Origin of the sequence: Planktothrix tepida PCC 9214 (genome assembly GCF_900009145.1) — a bacterium.
GTDB lineage: Bacteria > Cyanobacteriota > Cyanobacteriia > Cyanobacteriales > Microcoleaceae > Planktothrix > Planktothrix tepida.
The window spans coordinates 1520037-1538904 of the sequence record NZ_LN889782.1; the positions used below are offsets into that span (position 1 = coordinate 1520037).

Here is an 18868-nt window from a genome sequence, read left to right on the forward strand (position 1 = left end):
ACTGCATAGAAAATCAGAAGAAAAGAGATGAGGTCAAGCCCTCGGTCTGTTAGTGTGTCTCGGCTGCATCCATCGCTGGACTTCGACCTAACACCTATAAACGGGTGTTCTGCCCGTGACCTTACTTGGTTAAGCCAATGAGAGTAATCATCTTGAGGTGGGCTTCCCACTTAGATGCTTTCAGCGGTTATCCACTCCGCACATGGCTACCCTGCGTCTACCGTTGGCACGATAACAGGTACACCAGAGGTGCGTTCCTCCCGGTCCTCTCGTACTAGGGAGGACTCCTCTCAATACTCTTACGCCTGCACCGGATATGGACCGAACTGTCTCACGACGTTCTGAACCCAGCTCACGTACCGCTTTAATGGGCGAACAGCCCAACCCTTGGGACGTACTTCCGCCCCAGGTTGCGATGAGCCGACATCGAGGTGCCAAACCTCCCCGTCGATGTGAACTCTTGGGGGAGATCAGCCTGTTATCCCTAGAGTAACTTTTATCCGTTGAGCGACGGCCTTTCCACACAGTACCGTCGGATCACTAAGGCCGTGTTTCCACTCTGTTCGACTTGTAAGTCTCACAGTCAAGCTCCCTTATGCCTTTACACTCTGCGAATGATTTCCAACCATTCTGAGGGAACCTTTGCGCGCCTCCGTTACATTTTAGGAGGCGACCGCCCCAGTCAAACTGCCCCCCTGAAACTGTCTTGTTCCCGGATTCACGGGAACCAGTTAGAATTCTAGCCTCTCTAGAGTGGTATCTCACCGATGGCTCCATCATCCCCACAAGGATGACTTCAACGCCTCCCACCTATACTGCGCAAGAGAAGCCCGAACCCAATTCCAGGCTACAGTAAAGCTTCATAGGGTCTTTCTGTCCAGGTGCAGGTAGTCCGTATCTTCACAGACAATTCTATTTCGCCGAGTCTCTCTCCGAGACAGCGCCCAGATCGTTACGCCTTTCGTGCGGGTCGGAACTTACCCGACAAGGAATTTCGCTACCTTAGGACCGTTATAGTTACGGCCGCCGTTCACCGGGGCTTCGGTCATCAGCTTTAGGTTTCCCCTGACCGACTTCCTTAACCTTCCGGCACTGGGCAGGCGTCAGCCCCCATACTTCCTCTTTCGAGTTGGCGGAGACCTGTGTTTTTGGTAAACAGTCGCCTGGGCCTCTTCACTGCGACTTACTTTCATAAGCACTCCTTCTCCCGAAGTTACGGAGCCATTTTGCCGAGTTCCTTAGAGAGAGTTATCTCGCGCCCCTGGGTTTTCTCAACCTTCCTACCTGTGTCAGTTTCGGGTACAGGCATTGATAAATTAACGGTTTTAGGGCTTTTCTAGGAAGCTTGATGCTCTCTACTTCCCCTCCTTAGAGGGTCGGACTCCCGCCTTAGCTCAGTCTGTTTTCTCCAGACCTCAACACCTTGAACGGTTGCACCGGTAACCATCGTCCGGCTAGCACACACCTTCTCCGTCCCCCTGACCAATCTACCAATGGTACGGGAATCTTCACCCGTTGTCCATCGACTACGCTCTTCAGCCTCGCCTTAGGCCCTGACTTACCCTCCGTGGACGAGCCGTGCGGAGGAACCCTTAGGATTTCGGGGTGTAGGATTCTCACCTACATTTTCGCTACTCAAGCCGACATTCTCACTTCTGGTTCGTCCACATCTGCTTTCGCTAATGCTTCTCCCTACGCCAGAACGCTCCCCTACCAATACAATACAATCATATTCCACAGCTTCGGTACATCACTTAGCCCCTTTCATTTTCGGCGCAGCAACGCTTGACCAGTGAGCTATTACGCACTCTTTTAAGGTTGGCTGCTTCTAGGCAAACCTCCTGGTTGTCTGAGCATTCCCACCTCCTTTCTCACTTAGTGATGATTTCGGGACCTTAGCTGGTGGTCTGGGCTGTTTCCCTCTTGACGATGGAGCTTATCCCCCACCGTCTGACTGGTTGCTTTCCTCTGGGTATTCAGAGTTTGACTCGATTTGGTACCGCTCTCGCAGCCCGCACCGAATCAGTGCTTTACCCCCCAGATTTTTCTGCAACCGCTGTGCCTCAACACATTTCGGGGAGAACCAGCTAGCTCCGGGTTCGATTGGCATTTCACCCCTAACCACACCTCATCCGCCGATTTTTCAACATCGGTCGGTTCGGACCTTCACTTGGTTTTACCCAAGCTTCATCCTGGACATGGTTAGATCACCCGGGTTCGGGTCTAAAAACGATGACGACTTCGCCCTGTTCAGACTCGCTTTCGCTTGGGCTTCGACCTCTTCGGTCTTAACCTGCCATCGCCTTTAACTCGCCGGCTCATGCTTCAACAGGCACGCGGTCATCCGTTTAATCGGACTCCCACTGCTTGTAAGCTGACGGTTTCAGGTTCTATTTCACTCCCCTCCCGGGGTTCTTTTCACCTTTCCCTCACGGTACTGTTTCTCTATCGGTCACACAGGAGTATTTAGCCTTACCTCGTGGTCGAGGCGGATTCACACGGACTTTCACGGGCTCCGTGCTACTCGGGATTCAGCTTGGCTCTTCAAACTTTCGACTACAGGACTTTCACCTTCTCTGGTGCAGGTTTCATCTGCTTCGTCTAATTCTCTAAGTCCAGTCTTGCTGTCCCACTACCCCAACTGGATACCCAGTTGGTTTAGGCTGTTTCCCTTTCGCTCACCACTACTGGGGAAATCGCTTTTGCTTTCTTTTCCTCGGGCTACTAAGATGTTTCAGTTCGCCCGGTTCGCTCATCTACATCTATGGATTCAATGTAGTGTTTCTAGGTTGCCCTATTCGGATACCTCCGGCTCATTGCTTGCTTCCCGCTCCCCGGAGCTTTTCGTCGGTCGCCACGTCCTTCTTCGCCTCTGTGTGCCAAGGTTTCCACCGTCAGCCCTTTCTATCTTGACCAATTCTCTTTTTGAATCACTGTTCGTTTCCGAACTCCTGAACACCAAAATTTTCCGGGTTTTTTCTTCCCGGTTTGGGTTTCATTTTTGATCCCTTCTGATTTTTCTATGCAGTTTTCAAGGTTCTGGCTGGAACATTTCCAGCATTTACTCTTTCTGGTGATGAAAGCTGTAGTGCTAGTTTGTTCTCGGTTTTGATGGGTTTAGTGGAGGTAAGCGGACTCGAACCGCTGACATCTGCCTTGCAAAGGCAGCGCTCTACCAACTGAGCTATACCCCCACATTGTTTAGGTGGGCCATCCTGGACTTGAACCAGGGACCTCACCCTTATCAGGGGTGCGCTCTAACCACCTGAGCTAATAGCCCTTTTACCCAACCTAGTTGACGTTTGAAAGTCTCTTTTTCTTTTTCCTAGTTCCGACCTGGGATGACTTCTGTGAGTGCTTTTTTTGTTGGGATTTGGCACTTCTCCAGAAGTAGGTCTCCCTGAAAAGGAGGTGATCCAGCCACACCTTCCGGTACGGCTACCTTGTTACGACTTCACCCCAGTCATCAGCCCTGCCTTCGGCACCCTCCCCCCTTGCGGGTTAGAGTAATGACTTCGGGCGTGGCGAACTTCCATGGTGTGACGGGCGGTGTGTACAAGGCCCGGGAACGGATTCACCGCAGTATGCTGACCTGCGATTACTAGCGATTCCTCCTTCATGCAGGCGAGTTGCAGCCTGCAATCTGAACTGTGCCAAGGTTTCTGAGATTCGCTCTCCCTCGCGGGTTGGCTGCTCTCTGTCCTTAGCATTGTAGTACGTGTGTCGCCCAGGACGTAAGGGCCATGCTGACTTGACGTCATCCTCACCTTCCTCCGGTTTGTCACCGGCAGTCTCGCTAGAGTTCCCAACTTAATGATGGCAACTAACGACGAGGGTTGCGCTCGTTGCGGGACTTAACCCAACATCTCACGACACGAGCTGACGACAGCCATGCAGCACCTGTCTTCTGGTTCCCTAAGGCACTCTCTCCTTTCAGAGAGATTCCAGAGATGTCAAGTCCTGGTAAGGTTCTTCGCGTTGCATCGAATTAAACCACATACTCCACCGCTTGTGCGGGCCCCCGTCAATTCCTTTGAGTTTCACACTTGCGTGCGTACTCCCCAGGCGGGAAACTTAACGCGTTTGCTCCGGCACGGCCCGGGTCGATACAGGCCACACCTAGTTTCCATCGTTTACCGCTAGGACTACTGGGGTATCTAATCCCATTCGCTCCCCTAGCTTTCGTCCCTCAGTGTCAGTTGTAGCCCAGCAGAGCGCTTTCGCCACCGGTGTTCTTCCTGATCTCTACGCATTTCACCGCTACACCAGGAATTCCCTCTGCCCCTACTACACTCTAGCTCTCCAGTTTCCACTGCTTTTACGAAGTTAAGCCTCGCTCTTTAACAGCAGACTTGAAGGGCCACCTACGGACTCTTTACGCCCAATCATTCCGGATAACGCTTGCATCCTCCGTATTACCGCGGCTGCTGGCACGGAGTTAGCCGATGCTTCTTCCTCAGGTACCGTCACTTTCTTCTTCCCTGAGAAAAGGGGTTGACAATCCAAGAACCTTCCTCCCCCACGCGGTCTTGCTCCGTCAGGCTTTCGCCCATTGCGGAAAATTCCCCACTGCTGCCTCCCGTAGGAGTCTGGGCCGTGTCTCAGTCCCAGTGTGGCTGATCATCCTCTCAGACCAGCTACTGATCGTCGCCTTGGTGCGCTCTTACCACACCAACTAGCTAATCAGACGCAAGCCCCTCTGTTGGCGATTAATCTTTTACCTCTCGGCTCATCCGGGATTAGCAGTCGTTTCCAACTGTTGTCCCCGTCCAACAGGCAGGTTCTTACGTGTTACTCACCCGTCCGCCACTAGAATCCTAAGATTCCCGTTCGACTTGCATGTGTTAAGCAGACCGCCAGCGTTCATCCTGAGCCAGGATCAAACTCTCCATTTTGAAGAATTTGTAGCTCTTCTGTTGACTAGACTTGCTAGTCATGTTATCTTTTGGGAGTCCTCAGTCTTTATAACTGATTCCTCTCCTGATTTTTTGACTAGGAGTTCGTTAATTCGACTTTCAAACGTATTATTTTTTCTAGGTTCGGTGCGCTTTCGGTTCTTTCGTCTCTCAAGCGCATTTACCAATGTATCTAATCTCCTCGGCTTTGTCAACCCCTTTTCTTGACTTTTTTTTGAACCGGGGCAAATCCTTGTCTGGTAATGGTTTATAGCTATTCTCCCCTTTCTAGAGATGGAACGACTGGAAAGCATCTGTTTGTAAGGGCCATACAAGCTGGTTGTTACAAAAAATGATAAGGGGGTACAGCGTTCCCCAGACTGAGTTGCCAATGAGTATATTGGCTTTGCCATTGCTTCAGTTGCTCTTGTAGTTTGGATTCGTTGCTCTGCGGCATCAATATATAGATTCGTTCTCTATTGGGTTGGCTATCGGCTAGGCAGGTTTCTGGATAGGTTTGACACAGTACCTCAACTAACTGCTGCCATTGTTGGGCTTGCTGCTGCTGATGTTGTAATTGATGGTGATGTAATTGTTTTTTAGCTAAAAAGTAATCCCGACCGCGCAAAGGAGGTAAGTCCGTGGGATTAGTTTGAGTGAGTGTGTTTGCTGGCGGTTCGAGGGGAACTCCTTGTAAACAATACTCTGCTTTTCCTTCGAGTTGGTCTAATTTGTGTAAATAGTTCTGTTGATATAAAACTAAATGCTCCAACAGGGCTGTTTTTGAACGGAAACAGGTTCCAAAACGGACGGGTAACAGAGAAGTTTGGTAAAAAATGGTACAGGTGATTTGATCATGAGTGACAACGGCTTGCATTAATTGTTCGTCTGTATCAGGGAGATCTTCGGCTTGTAAATCGGGTTCTACAAGAGCAGATAATCCCTGATCACTAATAATTTCTAAAGAACCCTTAATCCCTTGAGGAAGCTTGAGGGGTGATGTGGGTGTTTTCAAAAAAGCGTAAATATACATTGGTTAATATCTACAAGTGAATATTAGGAATAGAATCAAAAGATCAGGGTATTTATTCTAGGGAACCGGGCTGTGCAGGAATCCACTCAAAATCAAGGCTGAGTTGAGCTAATCCAGATTGCCAATTGGGGGATAATTCTAAATCCTCATTAGAATTCCCCCAATCTATCTTAACTCCTTTCATCCAGCTTTGGAGTTCAGGAAGAGTTTCTAATAAATTAATGATTTGCAATTTTAAAACGACTAGGGATTGAGGAGATCGACACAATTCACTCCAATCAGATTGAATAATAGATTCAGGAATAATGGGTTTTAAATCAAATTTAAGAGGTTGGCTAGTCGCAATATCCAATTCCCAAGAATCGCTTAAAAATTCTGCACTTAGAACCATTAATAATCTTAATGTTCCTGTTTGCCATAAAAATCCAGGTTGGAGGACTTTGGCTTGAATCCCACTCATTAATTGCATAACATTATAACTGCTTTTAACGATCTGCCATAATAATCTTAGCGATAAATCGATTAAGGGAATTTCAGGTTGAAGACGAATTAAGCTAGATGACGATTTAGAACTGTAAATTATATCAACTAATTCATCAGTAATTTGAATTAACTCGATTAATTCAGATTCTTCTGTTTGGGAGTCAAGAGTTAAGAAAGAGTTAACAGAATTGGTAAGTTGTAACTGTTTTTTTCGTTGTAGTCCGTGTAATCCATAATATTTAATTTGGGTTTGAATATAAGGTTGAATAATATTCGGATCAGTAAGTCGAACGTGAGTTTTGAGTAAAGCAGAGTGGGGAATAGAAGCTAAAATGGAATATTCAACATCTTGAATGGGGGTATTTTGAAACAATTCTTCATCTACAGGGGCATTTTCTAAAAAATAATGAAAGGGACTCACTTCGGATGTTTTAGAATCAGGAATAAATTGAAATCCTATTTCTATACTCATTTCAATGGGTTCCCATTGACTTTTAGGGGATAAAAATTCAGCTTGGATAGGATGATTCAAGAGATTAAACCCTTGAAAATTATCTTGAAAGTGATGTGTGATTTGTCGTACAAAAGATTGAACTTCTAAAGGATTTTGGCAAAAAGAACAATCATTAGATTGAAGATAAGCTTCTGAAGTAATTAGGGTAGGAGGGGAATCACTGGTTGCTAAATCAATAGAACTTTGGAAATTTTCAGTTTTAATGATGAGACTAGCAACTAATCTTAATTTTCCTGGAGTCCAATCTTGATGGGGTAATAAAATTTCAGCATTAATTCCCGTCAAAAGTCGCATAAATTGATAAGAGGTTTGTGCAAAATTCCATAATAACTGAGAAATTAAAGTATTAAGGAATAAAATAACAGGAGTTTGAATACTGCTGTCTTTTTTAGGGAAGGAGTCGGATTTAATATTAGAAGCAGAGATTGGATGAGTTTGATAAGCCGCTAGAAGTTCAGAAACTTCTTCTGTAACATAAGGAATTAAGTTTTCAGGGGTTTGGGGTAAATCACTAGGCCATGACCCATTCGGTGATCGCAAATGAGCTATAATTTGAACTAATCCTTGCATAGCCTGGATAACAGGGGCGGAAATTTCAGGAGAGGGAGGAACTAAATTAAAAGAGACTTCATCTTTAAATTTAATTAAAGTTTGATCGGGAAAATTCATTAAATTTTTAAGTTGATTTTTCGATAAGTTTTCGATATCACTGGGAGGTATTTCTTGGGAGTTCATAGATGGAATTAAAGGGTTGTTATTCATAAGTCTCTTTCAAAATTAACAGATTTTACAAAATGTAGATAACCTTGTTTTTCGGTATAAGTAACAATGGCTAATCCCGTTTTTCCCCAGAAAGCTAGAGATTTAGGATTAACAGGGCCAAAATCATAACTGATCAAATTCCCTTCCAAATCAAAAAAGGTGTATTTTCCTTCTTCATCCGCTATAACATATCCCCAAGAGGTAGCGCAAGCAACAGTTGGGGGAGAACTTAAAGGAATGCGAATGACGCTCAGGGGCTTTAAACGTAAGAGAACAAGGTAAGGTTGATCATCGAGTCCAATTCCCAATAAAGTATAGGGTTGAGGAGTAGGTAGCAGTTGTTTTAAAGGAATAGATAATTTAAGATTTCCAATGGGCATTCCTCGGCGAGTATAGACCCGGAACATATTAAAGTTTTGTTGTTTAAAGTTTAACCAAACACAAAGTAAATGTCTGTTATCTAAGAAGAAAATTTCGGGAACTTGAGATACAGCTAGGGATAATTTTTTCAGAGGTTTGAGAACAAGATAGTCTGATTTTTGGGTTAAAGAGTAGAATCGTAATTGTCCTGAAAATGCTAAAGCCATATAGCGACTATTGGGTTCTATCGTAATTTTATATAATAACTCTGGATCAAAGGTTTTTATGACAGAGGTTGAATCTTCATTTTCCCCAAAAAAATCAGGAGAGATAGGAGATTGCTGACGATTAGATTGTAAGGATTGAATCGAACTTAAATTTAACAAAGATTGAGATTTTTTTTGAAAAGGAGTGCAGTGATAAATTCGATTCGGGGTTAAAACACAGCAGCCGTTTCCCAGGGGAAGCATCCCCAAAATAGGTTCAGGAAATTGAATTTGTTCTTGAGAAGAAATAGCAACTTGCTGAACCGATGGAGATAAATCTTGGGGGATAGACCAAATTTCTAAAGCCTGACCAAATCCTGTATAAAGATAAGGAAAATTGGAAATACAATTGAAGGGGAATTTAGACTGATGAACCGAAGGTAAAGAGATAGAGTGATGTAAGATCAGAGGAGAAACGGAGGTATAGACCCCTGCTAATTGGGTGTGATTTTTAGTCGGTAAATTGGAGTTTTTCCAAGGAACAATAAAATCAGCAAGGCTTTGAATTTGGGGATGAACAATGACTTTGCGTAAGGCTTCTGCCATTTGTTCTGCGGTGTTGTAGCGACGAGCCGGGAGCTTTTCTAAAGCTTTTTGAATTACAGTTTGTAACGCTTCAGGAATCTCGTTAGGGATCTGCAACCGTTGATTTAACTGCGCCCACATTAACTCACCGGGTAAACCATGAAAAGGACGATCTCCAACTAACAGTTCAAATAAGACAATTCCAACCGCATAAATATCGGATCGGGCTGAATAAAGGCCATAAAATCGTTCTGGGGCCATATAAGCTGGAGATCCCCCGGTAAAGGTGGAGGCTTTTTGGGCAATAGATAATTTGCCTACGATGGGCAGACGACGGGCAATTCCAAAGTCTGATAATTTTGAAGACCATCCTTGGGCTTGTAGAGTCAGTAGGATATTTTCAGGTTTAATGTCACAATGGATAATACCCCGTTGATGAGCGTAGTGTAAACCTTCTAAAACACCAATGATCAGGTTTAACGCTTCTTGTAGTCGCAGAGAATCCTGTTGTTCAAGAAGATGGCGCAGAGTTCCCCCCTCGCAATAGTCCATGACCAAATAGCGTCCGGTTTGGATATGTTCTAAACCGAGACAAGCAGCAATGTGGGGATGTTGTAGACTAATAATGAACCACAGTTCCTGCAAGAATTGGTGAGTAGGTGCGCGCTGATGACTTAATTCCTTCAGAGCCACCAGTTGTCCAGTGCGACGATCACTGGCACAGTAAACTTTACCAAACTGACCTTGTCCTACTAACCCCAAAATTCGGTATCGAGAAGCCTGCATGGTGTATTTTAGACCACCTCATTAACGGTATTTCCGATAGTATTAAAGTATACCTAAAATATAGGCATTACTGACCCATTAATCCGTTACCCAGCGATGAAGAGTGCTTATGTTTTCTCCCGTTGAATCGGAATCTACGAAACTACAGCAGGGGCCTGCCCCTACTAAAATCATACAATCTCAAAGCCAATATCGAACCTGCCAAATCAAAGTACCGGATTTAGAAAAACCGGTTCCTGCGGTTTGCGTTGATCAGGAATACTACAGCTTTTTTAAAGCGGTAGAAGGTGCTGATAAAACCTTAGAAATTGTGGCTAAACTAGGAACTGGAGGAGACAGTACGGTAATTACAAAAACCCCAAAGGGATATGCAATTTGGGTGAAAGAGCCTCAAGGTGAACTGCATCGTTCTAAAGCCTAAATTCGGGATTATGATTGAATTTGGAGGAGTTAACGCCCCTGTTCTCCTGAATTGAGCGGTTCAGTTGTGCAGTCTACATTATTTCTGCTCTGTGGGTTCTCTAATTTAATTTTTACTGGAAATGGCTAAAATACTTCGACTAGAACCAATTGCCGAAGAAATGGCAGTTAAAACTAATTCTAATTTGCTTTCGGCATTAATGACTAAGGAACTTCACGTTCTGAAAGAATGCGGAGGACGAGGAATGTGTGCAACCTGCCATGTTTTCATTAAAGATGGTATGGAGGGTTTATCTAAAGTCAGCCGTCGTGAACAAAGAACCTTGGAAGTAATTACAACAGCTAAACCCAATTCCCGTTTAGCTTGTCAAGCTCATGTGCTTGGGGAAGGAATTATTGTTGAATTACCTTCGGGGATGTATATTGATGCCATCGAAGATGTAGAATCACTGATTGGACGGCGAGCAGAACAAGAATTACTGCATCCGATCACCGGACAAGTTGTGGTGGAAACGGGAAAATTGATTACTCGATCTATTGTGAATCAGTTGAAAGATACTCGTTTGCAAGTTGGCGAATATTTAGCTCGAACTCGTAACGCTAAAGATGATGTCTCTTAATCAGTTATCAGTTATCAGTCATCAGTTAATAGGGAATAAGCAGTTTTGTAATGGAGACTCTTGCAATAGGCAAAAACTAACCTCCCATAGCCAACAATGATTAACGATTCACTGACAAGTGTTAACGAATAATTGTTAACTGATTATAGGTGACATTTATACCCTGGCAATTCTTATTTATGTTAACTGAGTTACAACGTTTGAGTATTGAGGCTGATGGCCGTTATGCAACACCCGAAGAATTAGAATTTTTAAAGTCTTATTTGGAGACTTTTCGATATCGTATTAGTGCCTATCAAAAACTTCAAAAGTATGAACCTATAATTCTTCAAAAAATACAAAATAAACTCATCAAAACTAATCCTCAAATTTTTATGAAAGGATCTATTGATTTTACCTCAAAGTGGCGTTTAGATACGATCCGAGTTTTACGATATTCGGCCATGGTTTTATTAATTAATGATCCTGATTATTTACAGGAACGTTTATTAACTTGGTTCGCAACAATTTTACAAGCGTTTAAAGTCCAAGATATTACTGAATTTACTTACCAAGCCATGTCCGATGTCTTGGAAGATTATTTGACACCAGAGGAAAAAAATGTATTTTTTCCTCTGATTGAACTTAATATCGCTATTTTGTGCAAAAAAAGAACATCATGAATTTTCCAGAATCTCAATCATTTATAAACTTTTCCATTCGGTAATATAGCACCCTGTAGCTGTGCCCCCTTAATTTCCGCATTTGCTAAAATTGCTCCTTTCAAATTTGCCCCTCTTAAATCAGCCTTGCTCAAATTAGCCCCCATTAAATTAGCCTCTGTCAAATTGGCATTAGCGAGATGAGTATTTCTTAAATCAGCATTAATTAAACAAGCTTGAATTAAGTTCGCCGAGCTTAAATTACTGGCGCTTAAATTAGCATCCATGAGTAAGGCTCCTGCTAAATTAGCTTCACTTAAATAAGCACCTGCTAAATTAATTCCTGTTAATAATTTCTGCCTTAAATCAATTCCACCTAAATCAGCACCGCTTAAATTAATGCCACTTAAATGAGCTCCATTTAAACACACATTCCGCAGATAGGTTTTACTCAAATTCGCTTTACTCAGGTTAGCTCGGCTCAAATTAGCTTCATTGAGATCCGCTTCTAATAAAGTAGCAAAATTCAAAAAAGCGTCTGTTAAATCAGCGTGTCTTAAATTGGTTTTTAACATTTGAGCTTTCGTTAAATCGGCCCCCGTTAAATTTGCTCCACTTAAATTCGCTCGGATAATGGCAGCTTGACTCAAATCTGCTCCTGATAAGTCTACATCTTTCAAATTAGCTTGGGTTAAATCCGTGTTTTTTAAGATGGCTTGACGGAGATTAGCTTTAATTAAATAAGCTTTGATCAAACAGGCTTGAGTCAAAACCGCTTCTATCAGAATTGCAGAACTAAAATCTGCACTTTTGAGATTACAATGCCTGAGATCGGCCTCTTGCAAATTTGCCCAATTCAGGTGAGCACCTTCGAGGTTAACCCGACTCAGGTTCGCCCCTGTTAAGATTGTGCCACTCAGACTCGCTCCACTAAGATTTGCTCCTGCTAAATTAGCTCCGGTCAAATTCGCTTTACTCAAATTCACCAAACAGAGATGGGCTTCGCTTAAGTCAGCATTGCTTAAATCTGCACCAATTAGATGAGGTCGATTTTGGGGTTCTCGAATATTAGTTAAACCCAGAGTCGGTACCGCATTGGGCCGATAAGAATTGCTGCTCAAAATAATTCCTCGCAGATTGGCACCTTTAAAATCCCGTTCTCCATCTGCATATCGACTCAGCAGTTCAATAGCATCCATGGGTTTAACCTAAAATAATTCGCCTATCAACGGGTCATTCCTCCCTCACGATGTTTCACACAGTTGTTTCAGAATCGTTTCATGATCTTTTCCTTCATCAACCCAAGCTTCTGTGGTTTGTAAACGATTACTTAAACCGAGAATAAAGTAATTACAATCTGCTCCCATCGATTCACAGGTGGTTTGAACACAATGGAGATCTCGTCCGGTTAATCGACTAAAAAAGGAACTAAAAACTCCAGCTTCTAAAAAACAAGCGGGGTGCTGGCCTTGGGGAGCAGCACTGGCAAAGGGTGAATTTTTAGTCATCAGGATTAGAAATCCCGTGTTAGTATAGCGTGCATCTAAATCAAAGGTTCCCCATCCATGAGTTTTCCAACATTGTTGTAAACATTGAATGAATTCAATCATTTCCATCTGGGCTACAGCTTTACCATAATATTCGCTGGTTTCTTCACAAAAGCGAACATAAAAGTTTTTTCCCCACCAACGACCACAGTTAAATAAAACTAAGCGGGTAGCTTGACCTGTTTCTTGTTCTAACCCAGTATAGATCGCCTGAATTAGGGTTAAGGGAAGCCCCAATAAACGGGAACCGAGACGATTTTCTAGTAAACCTAATTCTAAATCCCCTTTAATATAAGCATTGTAGGCGAAATAGTTACCCGGAAGTTGCGGTTTACTCAGTAAGTTGGTAATTTCAATCATAATAAAACAGGCTGTATGGACGGTTGACAGTTAACCGTTAACGGTTGATAAACAGAGGAATAAATGCAAAGAAAAAACGGTTAGTTTTCCAGGGTTTACGACTTCTCGGCTCCAGATTCTAGCAAGCCCGTTTTGACCTGTTCCAAGAATGGTTGCAGGAAAACTGTGGCTTTTGGAGAAAGTAATTCATTTAAACGAGCCATAAGCAATTGATAAATTTGAGTATCAATTGATTGGGTATTATGAGCGTGAACTAAACCAGATAACCACTCAATAACTCGTTGCTGAAGGTATTCGGAATCATTTAATAACATTGCCATCGCACTATGACGAAGAATCAGAATCCATTGCTGTAAAATTTGTTCTAATCGTTCTTCCTTTTCGTGAGGAAATTGGCTAGGAATTTGATCCGCAATCGGTTGGAAAATAACTATTTCTCGATCCCGAAGGAATTCATAAATTTTTAATCGCTGGGCTAAAGTTTCTGCATAACTTTTAAAACCCACCAATTCTTCTGTTTGGAGATAGCGATTTTCCGCTTGAACTAATAATTCATTTAATTCGGCTTGCATACAGATTTGATCAGGTTCATGAATTTGATGGAAAATTTTACGAAGAGGAAATAAAAGCTCTTGTTGATGCTCCCCTATTTCCCAGAGTGGACAGCATTTGTGTTTAAAATAATCCCATTAAATCCTCAATGGTGACATCAGGATCATCCAAGGAAACAGGAGTAGAGGAAGAAGAGGATATGGGCATAACCCCCACTTGGGGAACCCCTTCCCAATCAATTCCTTGAAAAAAATCGCTGACGGATAAAGTTAAATTCATCTGGGATGAAGTCGGAGAATGACCGTTTTGTAGTACCCGTGAGGGTGTACCTAGCCAGTTGAGGTTACTAAAAAAGTCCTGAACCGACTCACTCATCCAGGCGTTTTGATTCGTCATCGCAGTATCACTCCATCTTGTAATTTCCGTTGAATGTCTCTGGCTGTTGCGCCTTCATTCAACCAGAAACCCGCAGCATCAATGCGATCAGGGTTTCCTAAGAGAAATTTACAATAGGTTTCTCCCATGGAATAACATTGCAGTTCAATACAACTGAGACTTTTTTTGACCAATTTGCTAAAAAATCCGGCAAATAATCCAGCATAAATATGACAAACCGGTTTTCCCACATCTCCTAAACTACGAGCAACGGCGGAGTCAAATAAGTTAATGAAAATACAACCGTGTTTGCGATCGCTCATATCGACTTCCCAACGTCCCCAGCCTTGGGCGGTGAACGGCCACCACCAAGTTTCTAATAAAAACATTAGGTTAGACTGTCGGATACTTTGACCAAACTCGGCTTCATACCAGTGTTGGAAAAACTCTGCATCCTTAACCCCCCATTCTTTTCCAATGGTGTACATAATCACGGATGAGGCATTGCCAACTTCCTCTTCTAATCCCTCCACTAAACCAATAATAAAATCTTCACTGGTAAAGATATTTCGCATTTCATTCCAGTCTGTCACCGTACCCATTGATGAGTCAAAGCTGAAGAAATCTTGAAATCGATAATGATTATGGGCCTTCGGATGGGTTTTTTTGAGTTTGGAATGATTCTCAATATGATGTTGGGTTGCGGTGGTTAACACCATCTGCTGCATACTCCTTTTTAATCAACAAGGTAAGGTTCAAGAAAATCAACGTTTAATTTATAGGGAATCATCGAGGTAGACTGTGGCAGATCAACGTTGATTAAGAGTCGCGGCTGTTTCTGCCAATGGTTTACCTCAACAAGCAAGACTTAAGCTTCTGTGCCATGTACGTCTATTGCTGTAAAGGCAGGTTCTTCTCGCGTGGTCAGGAATTGAATTAGCCTGTCTGGTTACTTTACCCAGTTGTCAACCAGAAACATGGACGCACCTCTGTATCTAATTTAACTCGATTCTTGGCGGTGAAACATCACATTTTTTTTACAGAGCAAGTTTTGACAGTTGCTTCCTCTTTCCCTGTCCCCCTCCCTCTCCCCNCACCTATAATGGTGCTAGTCGTGTTTCCAATGTTTTAGAAAAATTGCGATCACAAAAGGGAACAGAAAATATCACTTGGGAAATTATTGTTGTTGATAATAATAGCAATGATCAAACCGCTAATATTATTCAGGAGATTATCACATCATGGCATGAATTGTTTCCACTTCGCTATATTTTTGAAAAACAACAGGGTATTGCCTTTGCTAGACAACGAGGAATAGAAGAAAGTCAAGGAGAATTGGTTGCTTTTATCGATGATGATAATTTTCCTGATGAAAATTGGGTATTACAAGCCTACTTGTTCGCCAAAGAACACCCTAAAGCGGGGAGTTATGGGGGACAAATTCATGCCAATTATCAAGTGGAGCCGCCTCAAAATTTTAAACGAGTTGAACATTTATTATTAGCAATTCGAGAAAGTGGTGATCAGCCCTTTTTATTTTGTCCTGAACGCTTACAACTTCCTTGCGGTGCGGGGTTAGTCGTGCGGAAAAAAGCTTGGTTGGATCACGTTCCTTCTCAATTGATGAATATAGGACGAGGAGGAAATGATTATGAAATTTCTTTACATTTATATCAGGGAGGTTGGGAAATTTGGTATAACCCCAAGATGCACCTTGATCATTATATTCCCAGTAAGCGGCTTGATAAAAAATATTTGTTATCCCTAGCTTCTTTATATGGTTCAAAATCCTGTGAATTTAGAATGTTGATTACGTCGACTTGGGAAAAACCCCTAGTATTTTTTAAGGTGATGTTTGGAGGGATTAAACGCTCTATTAAACATCAAATTCAGCATTCAAAAGATATTAAGATTGATCTTGCTGCTGCTTGTGAATTAGAATTTTTTAGAGCCAGTGCTATCAGTCCTTTTTATTTTTTAAAAAAAGCTATCTTCAAAAAATCTTGATTTTCTTAAATTACAACAATCGAATTAAAATATTTTTTTTAAAGTGGATAATATTTTTGAGGAAATAGCGGGTGGAAATAAAACAATAATTAAACTTTTTAAAAGAATTATCAGGCAAAATCGCCATTGTTGTAAGGCGGAGGAATCATATCGAATATAATTGAATAAAAACCCAATAGTAGCACGACCTTTTTCTGGAGATGGATATCCTTCTAAAGCTCGATCAATAAAATATTTATAAATTTTTGCTAAACTTTGTTTTTTTAAATGTTGTAATGACGAAGGAGCTTGCAAAAAGGCTTTTTCAATCACTGCTACACATTGTTTTTCTTGTCTAAGTATTTGGGATGAAATAGAATAGGGAGACATTCGATAAAATACCTGAACCACAGGAACAGCTACAAAATGATAACGAGCAGCTAAACGAATATATAAATCTCGATCTTGTCCCCCTAATAGGGATTGGTCAAATCCTCCAACTTCCGCAAAAGCTTCCCGACGAATTAAAGGATTAGAACCATTTTCTAAAAAATTTTGTATTAATAACTCAGCATAAACATCCCCATTAAATGTTAAATGTCTACCGGATTTTAGAAAATTTCCTGACTCATCAATATAATCTGTCCAGCTATAGGCTACCGCAGCTTGAGGATGGTTTTTTAAAGCTTGATATTGAGATTCTAATTTATCAGGAGTCCAGAGATCATCCGCATCCAATAAGGCTATATATTCACCAGTAGCAACAGCAAGTCCTCGATTTCGGCTCGTTGGAGCACCAGAATTAGGATAGGAAAAAACTTGAATTCGAGGATCATGAATATGAGAAACAATATCTAAAGTAGAATCTGTTGAACCATCATTAATTACAATAATTTCAAAATACTGAAAGGTTTGATTTAAAATAGAATCAATTGTTTGTTTAATCGTTTTTTCTGCATTATAGGCTGGGATGACTACAGAGATTATCGCCATATTTAAAATTAACTTTGCAGACTAACTTCTAGTATCAAATTTATATCAGAAAAATATTAATTGAGCAATGATTAACAAGAGTTGTTTACAAAAATTAAAATAAGGTCAATAAAATTAATACATTTTTTACCAAAAAGCCAGATCATCTATGTTAAGTTAACACTACATAGATTAAAATTCAGGTTAAAGCTTCATACTTAAGGTATAAATTCTGAGTTTCCCTTGAAAATGTTGTTGAGATTTTACAACTCTCCTAATTTTATTTCATGAAAATAATTTCTATTGTCAACCTGAAATTATAAATTCTCGGTATATGATACTTTTTTCTAAAATTCATGTTTTAATGCTCCCAGATTTTCGCCAAGATAACCCCTATCAATCTTTACTGACTGAAGGGTTAGCTCAAGAAAAAATTCACGTTGAGTTTTCGCATTACTATCTAAATTATTTTCCGATTTTAAGAGGTGCTTTAAAACACAACTTCCGTTCTGTTAATATTGTTCATCTTCATTGGCTTGAATTTTATATCAAGGCACCCAAAAAATTTCCTAAATTGCTAGTTTGTCTTAAGTTTTTATTAGATATTATTTTGGTGCGAATGTTAGGTCTTAAAATTGTTTGGACTGTTCACAACCAATTTTCTCATGATGATTCATTTCCCGAATTAGAACGTTGGACAAGAGGTATTTTATCTTGGTTAGTAGATGGGATTATTTTCCATAGTTATTCCAGCTTAAAATTAGTCGATAGGGTTTGTAATTTTAATAAAAAAAAATCGATTATTATTCCTCATGGACATTATCGAGATGTTTATGACGTTCCCATTAATTCTAGTGAGTCTCGAAAACGCTTAGGATTACCCTTAGCAGGTCGTATTTATATGAATATAGGTTATCTAAAACCTTATAAAAAAATAGAGAAATTGATAACTATATGGAAAAATAACCAAGATTTTTTTACGGATGATACCTTAGTGATTGTAGGTAAGCCTGTGAATAAATCTTATTATTTAGAATTAGAAGAATTATCTAAAAATATCCCTGGATTGATTCTGATTCCAGAGTTTGTTGAACCTCATAATATTCCTACTTTTTTAAGTGCTGCGGATGTGATTGTATTTCCTTTTGAAAAGATTTTAACATCAGGAAGTTTAATTTTAGCCATGTCTTATAACAAACCTATTATTGCACCAGACTTAGGCGGAATTGCAGAAACCTTGGGTGTCGCTAATCAACTTTTATACGACCCCAAGGATGAACAAGGTTTACTGAAAGCCTTACAAAAAAGCACAACTCTTGATTTACAGGCTTTAAGTTTATTAGTAAAACAAGAATGTGATGATTTAGATTGGGGTTTAATTGCAAAAAAAACAGCAGAGTTTTATCAATTTATTCTATGTAAATATTAACTAACCTTGATAAATTAAAGGTTTAATTCGATCTATATAAGCACATCTCCAGGGTGTTAATGCAGAGAATCCCTTTTTAACCGTTCTTTGAATGGTCGTTTTTGATCAATATTGTAGTGATACCAATGTTGAATTCGGGGTAAGGTTTTTTTGGGGGGGGGTTCCCCTCTAAACACTGAAAATACAGCCACATCCCCATATTGCTGCATTAGATTCATATTTTGCCAATTCCGTAGGGGCGCATCCGATCTTGGGGGATAGGGTAAATCACGGGTAATACATAACGTCCGTACAGAAGTATTTAACATTAAATTTAACCTTCCATGATGACAATTAGTCTAA

15 protein-coding genes, 2 tRNA genes and 2 rRNA genes are annotated in these 18868 nt (G+C 41.2%); 5 read left to right on the top strand and 14 right to left on the bottom strand.

Annotated features, from left to right (window positions below; genetic code table 11):
* Positions 1–29: 29 nt before the first annotated feature.
* The 7 genes from PL9214_RS09610 to PL9214_RS09640 form a co-directional block, all read right to left on the bottom strand.
* Positions 30–2915: ribosomal RNA gene (locus tag PL9214_RS09610) — 23S ribosomal RNA — on the bottom strand.
* Positions 2916–3121: 206 nt separating this feature from the next.
* Positions 3122–3194 (bottom strand) — tRNA-Ala (locus tag PL9214_RS09615).
* A gap of 12 nt (positions 3195–3206) precedes the next feature.
* Positions 3207–3280, bottom strand: a tRNA-Ile gene (locus PL9214_RS09620).
* A gap of 124 nt (positions 3281–3404) precedes the next feature.
* Positions 3405–4895 (bottom strand): 16S ribosomal RNA (locus tag PL9214_RS09625).
* The 16S and 23S rRNA genes sit together here with 2 tRNA genes alongside, the layout of an rRNA operon.
* A gap of 343 nt (positions 4896–5238) precedes the next feature.
* Entirely contained in the window at positions 5239–5928 is a 690-nt protein-coding gene (locus PL9214_RS09630; protein WP_072718514.1) for a GvpL/GvpF family gas vesicle protein, read from the bottom strand.
* Positions 5929–5980: 52 nt separating this feature from the next.
* Entirely contained in the window at positions 5981–7687 is a 1707-nt protein-coding gene (locus tag PL9214_RS09635) for a nucleoside triphosphate pyrophosphohydrolase family protein (RefSeq protein ID WP_072718515.1), read from the bottom strand.
* Positions 7684–9624 (bottom strand): serine/threonine-protein kinase, encoded by a 1941-nt coding sequence (locus tag PL9214_RS09640; protein WP_072718516.1) that lies wholly within the window; start codon positions 9622–9624, stop codon positions 7684–7686. Before PL9214_RS09640 ends, PL9214_RS09635 begins: the two co-directional genes overlap by 4 nt.
* Positions 9625–9733: 109 nt before the next feature.
* Between PL9214_RS09640 and PL9214_RS09645 the strand changes: the two genes are divergently transcribed.
* From PL9214_RS09645 to PL9214_RS09655, 3 genes are all read left to right on the top strand, one after another.
* Positions 9734–10045: a hypothetical protein gene (locus PL9214_RS09645; protein WP_072718517.1), complete on the top strand. Its 312-nt coding sequence runs from the start codon at positions 9734–9736 to the stop codon at positions 10043–10045.
* Positions 10046–10166: 121 nt separating this feature from the next.
* On the top strand, positions 10167–10664 hold the full coding sequence (locus PL9214_RS09650) for a 2Fe-2S iron-sulfur cluster-binding protein (protein ID WP_072718518.1): 498 nt from the start codon (positions 10167–10169) through the stop codon (positions 10662–10664).
* A 179-nt stretch (positions 10665–10843) separates the two neighbouring features.
* Positions 10844–11326, top strand: a complete 483-nt coding sequence (locus PL9214_RS09655; protein WP_072718519.1) for a bilin-binding protein — start codon at positions 10844–10846, stop codon at positions 11324–11326.
* 17 nt (positions 11327–11343) lie between these two features.
* Here the strand turns inward: PL9214_RS09655 and PL9214_RS09660 are convergent, their stop codons facing one another.
* The 5 genes from PL9214_RS09660 to PL9214_RS09680 all read right to left on the bottom strand — a co-directional run bounded on the left by PL9214_RS09660 (position 11344) and on the right by PL9214_RS09680 (position 14858).
* Positions 11344–12504, bottom strand: a complete 1161-nt coding sequence (locus PL9214_RS09660) for a pentapeptide repeat-containing protein (protein WP_072718520.1) — start codon at positions 12502–12504, stop codon at positions 11344–11346.
* Positions 12505–12549: 45 nt separating this feature from the next.
* Positions 12550–13212, bottom strand: coding sequence for a V4R domain-containing protein (locus tag PL9214_RS09665; RefSeq protein WP_072718521.1), 663 nt, complete (start codon positions 13210–13212; stop codon positions 12550–12552).
* Positions 13213–13307: 95 nt separating this feature from the next.
* The gene (locus PL9214_RS09670; protein WP_072718522.1) at positions 13308–13784 is read right to left on the bottom strand and encodes a bilin-binding protein; all 477 of its coding nucleotides are present in this window, start codon (positions 13782–13784) and stop codon (positions 13308–13310) included.
* A 103-nt stretch (positions 13785–13887) separates the two neighbouring features.
* Entirely contained in the window at positions 13888–14160 is a 273-nt protein-coding gene (locus PL9214_RS09675) for a hypothetical protein (protein ID WP_072718523.1), read from the bottom strand.
* On the bottom strand, positions 14157–14858 hold the full coding sequence (locus tag PL9214_RS09680) for a V4R domain-containing protein (protein ID WP_072718524.1): 702 nt from the start codon (positions 14856–14858) through the stop codon (positions 14157–14159). Before PL9214_RS09680 ends, PL9214_RS09675 begins: the two co-directional genes overlap by 4 nt.
* 289 nt (positions 14859–15147) lie before the next feature.
* Between PL9214_RS09680 and hpsE the strand changes: the two genes are divergently transcribed.
* On the top strand, positions 15148–16146 hold the full coding sequence (gene hpsE / locus PL9214_RS09685) for a hormogonium polysaccharide biosynthesis glycosyltransferase HpsE (RefSeq protein WP_083579939.1): 999 nt from the start codon (positions 15148–15150) through the stop codon (positions 16144–16146).
* 24 nt (positions 16147–16170) lie between these two features.
* Here hpsE and PL9214_RS09690 read toward each other — a convergent pair whose 3' ends face one another.
* Positions 16171–17118, bottom strand: a complete 948-nt coding sequence (locus tag PL9214_RS09690; RefSeq protein ID WP_072718525.1) for a glycosyltransferase — start codon at positions 17116–17118, stop codon at positions 16171–16173.
* Between the two features lie 313 nt (positions 17119–17431).
* Between PL9214_RS09690 and PL9214_RS09695 the strand changes: the two genes are divergently transcribed.
* Positions 17432–18526, top strand: coding sequence for a glycosyltransferase (locus PL9214_RS09695; protein WP_072718526.1), 1095 nt, complete (start codon positions 17432–17434; stop codon positions 18524–18526).
* 56 nt (positions 18527–18582) lie between these two features.
* Here the strand turns inward: PL9214_RS09695 and PL9214_RS09700 are convergent, their stop codons facing one another.
* Positions 18583–18834 carry a hypothetical protein gene (locus PL9214_RS09700; RefSeq protein ID WP_072718527.1) on the bottom strand — a complete coding sequence of 84 codons (252 nt, stop codon included), beginning with the start codon at positions 18832–18834 and terminating at the stop codon, positions 18583–18585.
* Between the last annotated feature and the right edge of the window lie 34 nt (positions 18835–18868).